This is a genomic window from Natronomonas sp., assembly GCF_028274965.1.
In the GTDB taxonomy this organism is placed as follows: domain Archaea; phylum Halobacteriota; class Halobacteria; order Halobacteriales; family Haloarculaceae; genus Natronomonas.
On the sequence record NZ_JAQCNO010000052.1, the window covers coordinates 1 to 11,640 of the forward strand.

General features: G+C 68.5%; 12 protein-coding genes. 7 read left to right on the plus strand and 5 right to left on the minus strand.

The annotated features are described in order from the left end of the window. Positions 1–422 (minus strand): transcription initiation factor IIB (locus tag Q0916_RS07655; protein WP_299236305.1); only part of this gene is annotated, 422 nt, incomplete at its 3' end. Between the two features lie 183 nt (positions 423–605). Here Q0916_RS07655 and gatC point away from each other — a divergent pair. Together gatC and gatA are read left to right on the plus strand one after the other, a co-directional pair. Beyond that, the gene (gene gatC / locus Q0916_RS07660; RefSeq protein ID WP_299236307.1) at positions 606–875 is read left to right on the plus strand and encodes an Asp-tRNA(Asn)/Glu-tRNA(Gln) amidotransferase subunit GatC; all 270 of its coding nucleotides are present in this window, start codon (positions 606–608) and stop codon (positions 873–875) included. Then, positions 872–2,161, plus strand: a complete 1,290-nt coding sequence (gene gatA / locus Q0916_RS07665) for an Asp-tRNA(Asn)/Glu-tRNA(Gln) amidotransferase subunit GatA (protein WP_299236309.1) — start codon at positions 872–874, stop codon at positions 2,159–2,161. Before gatC ends, gatA begins: the two co-directional genes overlap by 4 nt. A 51-nt stretch (positions 2,162–2,212) precedes the next feature. Here gatA and Q0916_RS07670 read toward each other — a convergent pair whose 3' ends face one another. After that, the gene (locus tag Q0916_RS07670) at positions 2,213–3,595 is read right to left on the minus strand and encodes an APC family permease (RefSeq protein WP_299236311.1); all 1,383 of its coding nucleotides are present in this window, start codon (positions 3,593–3,595) and stop codon (positions 2,213–2,215) included. A gap of 98 nt (positions 3,596–3,693) precedes the next feature. Between Q0916_RS07670 and Q0916_RS07675 the strand changes: the two genes are divergently transcribed. Continuing rightward, positions 3,694–4,461 (plus strand): hypothetical protein, encoded by a 768-nt coding sequence (locus Q0916_RS07675; RefSeq protein WP_299236313.1) that lies wholly within the window; start codon positions 3,694–3,696, stop codon positions 4,459–4,461. 54 nt (positions 4,462–4,515) lie between these two features. Here Q0916_RS07675 and Q0916_RS07680 read toward each other — a convergent pair whose 3' ends face one another. Beyond that, positions 4,516–5,238, minus strand: coding sequence for an Lrp/AsnC family transcriptional regulator (locus tag Q0916_RS07680; RefSeq protein WP_299236314.1), 723 nt, complete (start codon positions 5,236–5,238; stop codon positions 4,516–4,518). Between the two features lie 216 nt (positions 5,239–5,454). Between Q0916_RS07680 and Q0916_RS07685 the strand changes: the two genes are divergently transcribed. Then, positions 5,455–6,162, plus strand: coding sequence for a universal stress protein (locus Q0916_RS07685; protein WP_299236316.1), 708 nt, complete (start codon positions 5,455–5,457; stop codon positions 6,160–6,162). A gap of 57 nt (positions 6,163–6,219) precedes the next feature. Here Q0916_RS07685 and glmS read toward each other — a convergent pair whose 3' ends face one another. Next, positions 6,220–8,016, minus strand: coding sequence for a glutamine--fructose-6-phosphate transaminase (isomerizing) (gene glmS / locus Q0916_RS07690; RefSeq protein ID WP_299236318.1), 1,797 nt, complete (start codon positions 8,014–8,016; stop codon positions 6,220–6,222). Further along, positions 8,016–9,215 carry a sugar phosphate nucleotidyltransferase gene (locus Q0916_RS07695; RefSeq protein WP_299236320.1) on the minus strand — a complete coding sequence of 400 codons (1,200 nt, stop codon included), beginning with the start codon at positions 9,213–9,215 and terminating at the stop codon, positions 8,016–8,018. The genes glmS and Q0916_RS07695 overlap by 1 nt, the downstream gene beginning before the upstream one ends. A 92-nt stretch (positions 9,216–9,307) precedes the next feature. Here Q0916_RS07695 and Q0916_RS07700 point away from each other — a divergent pair, with 92 nt between their 5' ends. From Q0916_RS07700 to Q0916_RS07710, 3 genes are all read left to right on the plus strand, one after another. After that, positions 9,308–9,526, plus strand: coding sequence for a hypothetical protein (locus Q0916_RS07700; RefSeq protein WP_299236322.1), 219 nt, complete (start codon positions 9,308–9,310; stop codon positions 9,524–9,526). A gap of 60 nt (positions 9,527–9,586) precedes the next feature. Then, entirely contained in the window at positions 9,587–10,852 is a 1,266-nt protein-coding gene (locus Q0916_RS07705; protein ID WP_299236324.1) for a tRNA pseudouridine(54/55) synthase Pus10, read from the plus strand. 237 nt (positions 10,853–11,089) lie between these two features. After that, on the plus strand, positions 11,090–11,640 hold a 551-nt coding region (locus Q0916_RS07710; RefSeq protein WP_299236326.1), incomplete at its 3' end, for a hypothetical protein.

Below are 11,640 nucleotides of genomic sequence, written 5' to 3' on the forward strand. Positions count from 1 at the left end.
TCGCCGAGGGCCTGTTTGAGGTTGCGTTCTTTCGAGTCGCGGGTGCGGAACCGCTCGTTCCAGGTGCGGAGCCGCTGCATCTTGCGCCGCTGGCGGTTCGACAGCTGGTTGCCGTAGGCGTCTTTGTCCTGCCACCCGATGTTCGTCGACAGCCCGTCGTCGTGCATCATGTTGGTGGTGGGCGCGCCGACGCGGGATTTTTTGTCCTTCTCGGCGCTGTCGAAGGCGCGCCACTCGGGGCCGCGGTCGATCTCGTCTTCCTCGACGACGAGGCCGCATTCGGTACAGACCGTCTCGCCGCGCTCGGAGTCCGCCTCTAAGCGACCGTTGCACTCCGGGCAGGTGAGGCGTCCCTCGTCGGCCTCGGCCTCGGTCTCGTCCTCGTCTTCGCGTTGGTATCGTCTGACAGTCGTATCGGTCATTATACTCAGATCGGCTGATGCCGAAAAGATGGGTACTTGATATTCGTTGTCTCCGCTCCGACTTAAAAATTCCGGCGACTGCGGTGCGCTCTCGGTGGCACTGCCCGGTTTCGAGGCGTCCCGTCCCGGCCGTCCGCGGCTCCATTCGAAACCCTTAGTGACGGCGCACGCGGAACGAACCGTATGACCGTCGACGACGAGGAGGTCCGACACGTCGCGTCGCTCGCTCGGATCGACCTCGACGACGAGGAGGTCGGGCGCTTCGCCGAGCAGTTCGACGACATCCTGGCGTACTTCGAGGCTCTCGAGGACGTCCCCGACGTCGAGGACGACACCGAACTCGCGAACGTGATGCGCCCCGACGAGGTCCGCGAGGGCCTCACCCAGGCGGAGGCGCTGCGGAACGCCCCCGAAACGGAGGACGGCTACTTCAAGGGCCCGAACGTCTCATGAGCCACAACGCCTTCATCACCGACGCGCGGATCGACGGCGAGGACACCGGGCCGCTCGCCGGGCTGACCGTCGGGATCAAGGACAACATCTCGACCGCGGGCGTCCGGACGACGTGCGGTTCGGCCACCCTCGCCGAGTACGTCCCGCCGTACTCCGCGACGGTCGTCGATCGGCTCCTCGAGGCGGGCGCGACGGTCGTGGGCAAGACGAACATGGACGAGTTCGGCATGGGGACGACGACGGAGACGTCGGCGTTCGGCCCGACCGAGAACCCGGCCGCCGAGGGCCGCGTTCCGGGGGGTTCCTCCGGCGGATCGGCGGCCGCCGTCGCGGCCGGCGAAGCCGACGTCGCGCTCGGGTCCGACACCGGGGGCTCGGTGCGCTGTCCCGCCGCGTTCTGCGGCGTCGTCGGGATCAAACCGACCTACGGGCTCGTGTCGCGGTACGGGCTCGTCGCCTACGCCAACTCCCTCGAACAGATCGGGCCGCTCGCCCCGACCGTCGAACTCGCGGCCGAGGCGCTCGACGCCATCGCCGGACCTGACCCCCGCGACGCGACGACGCGTGCGCCACCCGAGGGGACGGAGACGGACTACCCGGCCGCGGCCGACGCCGACGTCGAGGGGATGACCGTCGGCGTGCCGACGGAACTCGTCGAGGGGGCCGACGACGGCGTCCGAACGGTCTTCGAGGACGCCCTCGACGAACTGCGGGCGCGGGGGGCGTCCGTCGAAGCGGTGTCGCTTCCCTCCGTCGAGACCGCCGTACAGGCGTACTACGTCATCGCCATGTCCGAGGCGTCCTCGAACCTCGCCCGCTTCGACGGCGTCCGCTACGGGACCGACGGCGAGGACGGCGAGGACGGAACCGAGGGCAACTGGAACGACTCCTTCGCCGCCGCCCGCGAGGCGGGGTTCGGCGAGGAGGTCAAACGCCGGGTCCTCCTCGGCACGTACGCACTCTCGGCGGGGTATCACGACAAGTACTACAAGCGGGCCCAGGACGCCCGGGCGTGGGTGAAACGGGACTTCGAGGAGGCCTTCGAGTCGGTCGATCTCCTGGCGTCGCCGACGATGCCGGTCCCGCCCTTCGAGTTGGGCGAGAGCCTCGAGGACCCGCTGCGGATGTACCTCGCCGATGCGAACACGGTTCCGGTCAACCTCGCAAACCTCCCGGCGATCTCCGTGCCGGCCGGCGAGACCGACGAGGGACCAGTCGGCGTCCAGTTCGTCGCCCCCGCCTTCGGCGAGGCTACACTCGTCCGAGCCGGGTCGGCCCTCGAGTGAGCCGTCAGTTCTGTACTGTCGAGAATGAGGCCGGCGCGTTCGGTGCGCCCGTCAGTCCGTCTTCGTCGGCGCGAGTCCGTCGTCGTCCTCGCCGCGGCGGTCGTGGATGATCGTCCCGAGCGCGCCCGTGCGGTCGGTCCGACTCCGGCCGTACGCGAGGTATATCACGATGCTCCCGACGGTGATCCCGACCGCACCCAGTATCGGGAGCGTGCCCATCTGCGTGAGCAACCCGAGACCGGCGACGAGACCGAAGACCTGAACGTAGGGGTACCCGGGCGCGGTGAACTCGGGGTCGTACGAGGGCACCTCCGCCTCGCGGAACGCGATCAACGCGACGTTGATGATCGAGAAGACGAGGATCTTGAACGCGCTCGCGAGCTTCGCCAACTCGATCACCGGCACGAACGCGATGAGCAACAGCAGCACCGCTCCGGTGAGAAGGACGGCGTTCCGCGGCGTCTTGAACCGGTCGTCGATCGTCTCTAAGGCCGGCGGCAGGAGGTCGTCGCGGCTCATCGCCAGGGGGAACCGCGAGGAGGAGAGTACGCCGGCGTTGGCCATGCTCGTCAGCGCCACGACGGCGATCACGGAGATGAAAACGACGCCGAACCCGCCGAGCAGCGCGCCCGCGCCGTCTGCCATCGGGGTCAGCGAGGCGGTCCCGCCCGGCCCGCCCTTCGTGAGGACGTCGGGGTCGGCCAGCCCGACGATCGCCGCGATCACGGCGACGTAGATGAGCGTCATGATCGTCATCGAACCGATCATCGCCCGCGGCAGGTTCTTGCCGGGGTTTTTCACCTCTTCGGCGATGCTTGCGATCTTCGTGACGCCGGCGAAGGAGACGAAAACGAACGCCGCCGCGGTGATGATCCCGCCGGCGCCGTCGGTGGTAAACGGCGTGAACCGCCCCGTATCGAGCGCGAACCCGGAGTTGACCGTGTACGCCAAGAGCCCGACGAGCACCAGACTAACGATGACGGCCTGTACGCGCCCGCTCAGTTTCGTTCCGGAGATGTTGAGTACGATCACCAACAGCCCGAGACCGATCGCGACGTAGGTGATCGCCGCCTGCGAGATCGGCGCGAAAAGCAGCAGGTACGCGCCGAGCCCGACCAAGGCGAACGAGCTCTTAAACGTCAGGGAGAACCACGAGCCGATGCCCGCGATCGTTCCGAAAAGCGGGCCCAACGCCCGGTCGATGTAGAGGTACGTCCCGCCGGACTCCGGCATCGCCGTCGCCATCTCTGCCTTCGACAGCGCCGCCGGCAAAACGACGAGCGCGGCCAGTACGTACGCGACGATCACCGCCGGTCCGGCCTTCTTGTACCCCAACGCCGGAAGCACGAAGATGCCGCTCCCGATCATCGCGCCCATGCTTATCATCATCGTTGAGTACAGTCCCAAACTCCGTTCGAGGTCGTGCCCAACCATTCCTGTGTACCGCTATATTTCTCTACTATGATATATGCTTTGGAATCCTGAATAAACGAGCCAAAAATTACTTTTACCGTAACACTGTACGGTTAGGTATGTCCGGGACAACCCCAACGGTGTCGCGCAGCGGTCGGAGACAGCGCACGCTGCCGATCGGGCTGCTCGCGCTGATCGGCGGCGTCCTCGGCGTGTCGGCGATCGAGTTCCTGGTGACGCATCCGGACCCGCCGATGCTATGGCGCATGGAACTGCTCGTCGTCGCCGGCGTCACGACGGGCATTATGTACGCCGGCTACCGGCTGTTCGACGGCCGGTACGCCACGACTGACCTCTGGAAGATACTCGGGTGGACCATCGCCGGCGTCGTCGCCGCAGCCGCCCTCGGGAGCGCGATCTACGCCCACCAGCAGATCGAACAGGTGACCATCGCCGAACCGACCTTTCTCCTCGAATTTCTGGCGTTGATCGGCGCCGGCGTCGGCCTCGCCTTCGGCGTCAGCCGGCGGTCGCTGTTCGACCGAACCCCTCGGCCGCGGGCCGACGACACCACCCGGATCGAGTCGGACCTCTGGGAGCTGTTGTCGCTTCTCGACAACGACACGGAGGCGCTCCGACAGCGCTGGACGATGCTCGAACACCTCGCCGACACGTCGACAAAAGAGCTCCCCATCGCCGCGTTCATCGTCCGACTCGCCGACGCCCGATCGTCGCCGTTCCCCGACGACGAACACGAGACCCGATCGCTCGTCTACGACGAACACCTGCCCGTGTTGCTCGAGAGCGGCCTCGTCGAGATAGACGACGAACTCGGCACGATCAGGTACGTCGGCCCCGACTCTCTCACCGAACACGTCGCCGAGTAGCGGGCCTCAAACCCGCCGCCCGACCCCGAACCGAGCGCCGGCGGGCGGCGGCCCTCACTCGAAGCCCGCCAGCGGATCGTCGCTCGCCTCTCGTTCGACGTGCAGCGCAACGATGTCACCGGGCTCGAAGGCGGTCCCGTCGGTCGGCTGGATGAGCTTGCCGTCCCGCTGGATGGAGATCACGGCGGCGTCTTCGAGCATACGCTCCCGTTTTACGTCCTCGATCGACATCCCGACGACGGTGCTGTCATCGGTGATCGTCACCTCCGTGAGTTCCGTGTGTCCCATCGTGACCGCCTCGGCCGTCTTGGCGTCTTCGCCCGCTCCGAACGGGCCGTACGGGCTGTGGAGTCTCGTTTGGAGCAGTTCCTCGTCCTCGATGCGGATGTCGAGCTCCGAGAGCTTCCGTGCGATCCGTCGGAGGTCCTCCGTCGACTCCCCGACGGCGACGACGTGGAGGTCGCGGCGTCCGGCCATCAGCACCCTGACGTCGATGACCCCCGGGATCGCTCGTGCCGAGAGGGCCAGCCGTTCGCGGTCGGCCGCCGGGACCGTACACATGTATATCGCCATCAGGCGGCCGTCGGCCCGCTCGAAGTCGATCATCGCCGTGTACCCCTGGATGACCCCCTCGGCCTCCAGGCGCTCGATCCGGTTTCTGACCGTTCCCGGCGAGACGTCGAGGTCCTCCGCGATCATCGGCGCCGACGTGTTCCGCGCGTCCTCCATGAGCGCGTAGATGATCCGCCGATCGACCTCGTCCAGACGGACTGTCATACCCGATGGATCGGCGGGTCGTCTGTTAGTAATTGCGCAATGCGCTCTCCGATCCCCGCGGCCGGGCCGTCGGACCCGCTCGCGTCGGCGTCGATGCTGGCCGCGCGTGACTCTCCGGCGGAGCGTGTTCCGGAATCGACAATTCATTGAAAAATACGCGGGTACATCCGAAACGGATCCGGTTCGTTTTTTGCGCTCGCCGTGTCAGTCCCCGGTATGACGGATACGATCCTCGTCCCGTTGGAACTCCCCGATCCCAAGGCGCTGTCGCCGGTCCTCGTGTCCGATCTCTCCTCGCTCGAGGTCGTCGTGTTGGGGCACTACAACCTCCCCGAACAGACGCCGAAGGAGTCGGCGCGCGAGGAGTTCGAGGCCGACGCCGAGGCGACGCTTCAGGAGGTCGCCGAGCAGTTCTCGGCGGCCGGCGCGTCCGTCCGGACCAGGCTCGTCTTCGGAAAGGACCGAGCGACCGCGATCGATCGGGTCGCAGACGAGGAGGGCTGCATCGCGGAACTCGTTGTCGCCCCGACGGAGGCGGTCGGCCGGATCCTCGTCCCGATCCCGGACGTCCCGGAGTTCGAGCGACTGCCGCGGTTCGTCGACGCCCTCTGTGAGGACTCGACCCAGGAGATCACGCTGTTTCACGTGATCGAGGGCGAGGAATCCCCCGAACGCGGCGAGGCGATCGTCGAACAGACCCGCGACGGTATGATCGACGCCGGGTTCGACCCCGAGCGGGTCGACACCCGGACGACCGCCGCCGACGCCCACGACGACGAGATCCTCCGGATCGCCGCGGAGTACGACGCGGTGGTCATGTACGAGGCCGAGTCGCGGCTGAGCGATCACCTCTTCGGGACGCTCCCCGACCGGATCGCCGACCGCACCGGCGACCCGGTGATAGTCGTCCGACGGGACTACTGAGACCCGATCCCGGGACGCCCAAGGGGCCAGACTGGGGCCGTCCGCGAGTCGGGACGGCTACTCGACGGTCACGCTTTTCGCCAGGTTGCGCGGCTTGTCGATCGGTCGGCCCAGCTTCGCCGCGGTGTGATACGACACGAGCTGGAGTTGGACGTTCGCGACGATCGCCGCCGTCCGCCGGTTCGTCCGCGGTATCTCGAGGGTGTGATCCGCGTAGCGCCCGGCGTCGGACTCGCCGTCGGTCACGGCGACCACCGGGGCGTTGCGCGCCTCGACCTCCTTGATGTTCCCGACCGTCTTCCGCGCAAGTTCGTCGTCGCCGACGACCGTCGCGAAGACGGGCGTGTTCTCGGTGACCAACGCGAGGGGGCCGTGTTTCAACTCCCCGGCCGCGAACCCCTCGGCGTGCTCGTAGCTGATCTCCTTCATCTTCAGCGCCCCCTCCAGCGCGACGGGGTAGTTCAGCCCCCGCCCGATGAAGAAGTACGCGTCGGCGTCGAGGTACGTCTCGGCGACGGCCTCGGCGCTCGAGCCATCGAGGACCGCCTGGATGTCCCCGGGGAGATCCCGGAGCGCGGAGACGACGTCTCTGTCCGGGGTCGCCTCGGAGACGACCTGCGTCAGGAGGTTCAACGCGGTCTGTTGGCCGGCGAACGTCTTCGTCGCCGCGACGCCGATCTCCGGGCCAGATCGGATGTAGAACGTCTCGTCGCACTCTCTGGCCATCGTCGAGCCGACGGTGTTCGTCACCGCGAGCGTCGCCGCGCCGCGCCGCCTGGCCTCCCGCGTCGCCGCGAGCGTGTCGGCGGTCTCGCCGCTCTGTGAGACGCCGACGACGGTTGCGCCCGCCGCCGGCGGCGGCGAACTCGCGTACTCGTGGGCGTAGTGCGCCTCCGCCGGGATCCCGTCGGCACACAGAAGCTGCGCACCGTAGAGCGCGGCGTGGTAGCTCGTTCCCGCGGCGACCAGGTGGACGCGCTCGGGATCGAACGCCCCGAGTTCCTCGACGGTGACGCTACCGCCGAGTTCGTCGACCCGCCCGCGGAGACACTGACGGAGCGCCCGGGGCTGTTCGTGGATCTCTTTCAGCATGAAGTGGTCGTACCCGCTCTTGCCGGTGTCTTCGGCGTCCCACGACACCGTCTCGATCGGGGGCTCGACGACGGCGCCCGCGGCGTCGGTAACGACCCACCCATCCGGCGATAGCTCGGCAAACTGACCGTCCTCGAGGTAGACGACCCTGTCGGTGAACTCCCGGAAGGCGGGCACGTCGCTCGCGAGGTACGTCGCACCCTCCGCGATGCCCAACACGAGCGGCGAATCGTTTCGCGCGACGAACACCGACTCCCGCCCGGCCACGAGACACGCGATCGCGAAACTCCCCTCAAGCCGACCGATCGCGGCCCGGAAGGCGGCCTCGGGGGAGGACCCCGCCGCCAGCTCCGCTTCGATCAGGTGCGGGACGACCTCCGTGTCCGTGTCGCTCTCGAAGGCGTGGCCCGCCCCCGCGAGCTCGTCGCGGAGCGCCTGGTAGTTCTCGATGATCCCGTTGTGAACGACGGCGACGCGGCCCTCGCAGTCGAGGTGCGGATGGGCGTTCTCGTCCGTCGGCGGCCCGTGCGTGCTCCAGCGCGTGTGTCCGATCCCGACCGACCCCGAGAACTCCGAGCGCCCCTCCAGGGCCGCCCGCAGCGCCTCGATCTCGCCGGCGCGTTTGAGCACGCCGAGCCCCCCCGTTCCGCCGAGGGCGACCCCGGCGGAGTCGTACCCGCGGTACTCGAGCTTCGAGAGCCCGTGAACGAGCGTCCCGAGCGTCTCCTCGCCCCGACCGACGCAGCCGATGATACCGCACATCAGCGGACGACCTCCGCGTCGTCGTCGATCGTCCCGCTCGCGTGGACGCCCGGCCCGATGGAGACGTTCGCGCCGACCAGCGTCCCGGGCGCGACGGTGACGCCGCCGCCGACGGTCACCCGATCGGCGACGACGGCCCCGAGCCGCCGGCCCTCGAAGACGGTATCGCCGACGCGGACGTCGCCCGGACCCCCGGGGACGACCGTCCCGGCCCCGAGCGTCGTGCCCTCGCCGGCGACGCAATCGACGAGCGTCGTCCCCGCGCCGACCCGACAGTCCCCGTCCAAGAGGACGTCCTCGAGGGTCGCGTTCGCCTCGATCGTCCCGTTGCGTCCGACGGCGACGTCGGGGCCGATGACCGCCCCGGCGGCGACCTCCGCGTCGGGGCCGATCACGACCGGGGGCTGCAGCGTCGCGTCGGGGTGCACCCGGGCGCTTTCGGCGACCCAGACGCCGTCGGTATCGGCGTCCTCCGCGCCGTGTGAGGCGGCGATCCGCCCGTGATCCAACAGCTCCCGCATCAAAAAGAGCAGATCCCACGGGTACGTCGCGTCGGCCCACAGCCCGCCGGTCTCGACGGCCCGGACCCCTCCATCGTCCATGAGCGTCCCGACGACGTCCGACATCCGGCGTTCGCCGCCGCGCCGCTCGGTCCGTCCGATGGCGTCGAACACCGACGACTCGAACGCGTAGACGCCGGCGTTTATGAGTCGGAACCCCTCGGAGTCGGGCTTTTCGACGAACTCGCTCACGCGACCGTCGGACACCCTCACCGCCCCGTACTGCGTCGGCGTCGGGTGTTCTAACACCGCGAGCGCCGGCCCCCCGTCGAAGCCCGCGAGCACGTCGCCCACGATGCGCTCGTCGATTACCCGATCGCCGTTGAGCACGAGCATCGGCCCCTCGACGGCCGCCTCGGCCTGTTCGAGCGCGTGGGCGCTCCCGAGCTGTTTTCTCTGCTGTACGTACGTGATCGGCACGTCGCGGTACTCGTGGCCGAAGTGTCCCTGGACCCGTTCGCGGCGGTAGCCGACCACGAGACAGAGCCGCTCGATCCCGCACTCGACGAGCACGTCGAGGACGTGCTCGAGGATCGGTCGATCGGCGGCCGGAAGCATCGTCTTCGGCCGGTTGGCCGTCATCGGACGCAGCCGCGTTCCCTCCCCCGCGGCGAGCACGACCCCGGTAGTGATCTCCATACCCGTCCTCTCCGGCTGGCGCCGAATGAAAGTATCGGCAGCCGACGGGGGGTGCCGGCAGGCCAAACGGCCTCGAACGCGAACGAACGGCCGTGACAGAGGAGTACCCGAAGACCCCGCCACCGGACGTGCCCCCGGAACACCGCGACCGGGCGCGCGAGCTCCAGATCGAACTCACGGTGCTCGAAGCGCGCCTCGAGGCGGCGAACTTCGAGGACAAGGAGGCCTACCGCCGGGCGATCAAAGAGCGGCGGCAGGAACTGGATTCGCTCAGAGACGCCGATACCGATGGCGACGCCGACGCCGGGTGAGCCCCGTCGGACCCACCCCGGAACGCAACACCGAAGACGACGCGGCGAGGAACACGCCCAATGGATCCCATCGACGCCGCGCGCGGCCTCTCGGCCTCCGGGCCGCTCTGTGACTCCTGTCTCGGGCGACCGCTCGCGGACCGGAGCTTCGGGCTCACGAACGCCGAACGGGGCCGCGCGCTCCGCACGGCGCTCGCGCTGGCCGACGACGAACCGTACGAGGAGCCCGACGAGCCCTGTTGGGTCTGTGAGGGGCTCTGTGCCCGCTTCGACGAACTCGCCGAGCGGGCCGCCGTCGCGCTCGGCGAGACCGAACTGTACACCTACCAGGTCGGGACGCGCGTGCCGCCGCTGTTGGAGGAAAACGACCGGCTGCTGCGGATCGACGCCGGGATGAGCGAGGACGCCGGCGAGGGGCTCGGGACCGAGCTCAACCGCGAAGTCGGCCGCCGCCTCGGCCGCCGCCTCGGCGCGACGGTCGATTTCGAGCGCCCCGACGTCCAGTTTCTGCTCGATCTGAGCGAGGACGCGATCGACGTCCAGCACAACTCCGTTTCGGTGTACGGCCGCTACCGGAAGCTCGAACGCGGCGTCCCGCAGACGGAGTGGGTCAAGTTCGAAACGAGCGTCGAGGAGCTGATCGCGCCGCCGTTTCTGAGCGCGTTCCGAGGGACCGACGCCGTGTTCCACGGGGCCGGCCGCGAGGACGTCGACGCCCTGATGCTCGGCACCGGGCGGCCGTTCGTCCTCGAAATCAAAGAGCCCCGCCGGCGGGACGTCGACCTCGACGCCCTCGAGGAGGAAGTCAACGACGCGGCGGGCGGGGCCGCCGAGGTCGAGGGGCTCCGGTTTGCCACCCACGACGCGATCGAGCGGATCAAGAAACACGACGCCTCGAAGACGTACCGGGCCACCGTCGCGTTCGACGAACGCGTCGCCCCGTCCGCGCTCGAGGACGCCCTCGAATCGCTCGAAGGCGCGACGATCGAACAGCGAACGCCGAACCGCGTCGACCACCGCCGGGCCGACCTCGTCAGGGAGCGGACCGTCCTCGAAGCCGGCGGCTCGCTCGACGACGAGTACACCGCGACCGTCGAGATTCACGGCGAAGGGGGACTGTACATCAAAGAGCTCGTCGGCGGCGACGCGGGCCGGACCGAACCGAGCCTCGCGGGGCTCTTGGGCGTTGATGCGAGCGTGACGACGCTCGACGTGATCGAGGTCCGAGGAACCGACGAGCCGTTCTTGCCGCCGGAGTTCCGCCTCGAGCGCGAGGGCGACCCCGCCACGGGCGCCGACTCCAAGGAAGCCTCGGGCGGGTCGTAGCGTCCCGACGCTTCCGTGGTATCGCACTCCAACCCAGTTGTATTCATCGAACTCGGGATTAGTTTAATAACGAAAAGACGCACAAATTATTAATGGATCCCATCTCACCGCCCCGACAATGCGGAACGCGACGATGCGGGGCGACCCCAGACCGACGACCGCCGCGACGAACAGTCCGCCCGCTCTCACCCCTTCGGGTTCACACCGGTTCCGACCGCCCGGAACGGGTGTCCCGAGATGACCCCCCGTCGGGCGCTCCGTCTCGGGCTCTTGGCGCTTTCGATCGGGGCTGCGCTGTCGGTCGCCGTCCCCGCCGCGGGCGCGGCGACGACCGAACCGGCGTCCTACGAGTACCGCGCCGTCGAACTCCTCGAGGACGGCTCCGTGGAACGCACCGGCGCGTCGGCGACGCTCGTCCTCGACGGTCGAGCCTCCGAGGGCGACACCGTCGAGATCGCCATCGACGGGACCGAGCGGGACGCCTTCGACATCACCGCCGCCTCCGCGACCGCCGAGAACATCACGGTCGAGACCACCCGAAGCGCCGACGCGGTCGAGATCGAACCCGTCGAGTTGGGCGGCAAGAGCACCCTCTCTGCGGTCGAACTCTCGGTTTCGGTCGACGTCCGCGCAAACGAGACCATCGTCGGCGGCCCGAAGACGCGCAACGCGACGACCGTCGGCCGCGTCGTCGCTGACGACACGGGCAGTGGACTCGTCGGCGAACGCGCGGTCACCGCCTCTGTCGCCGAGTCCGGAACGGTTGGGATTTCCGCTGAGGATATTGA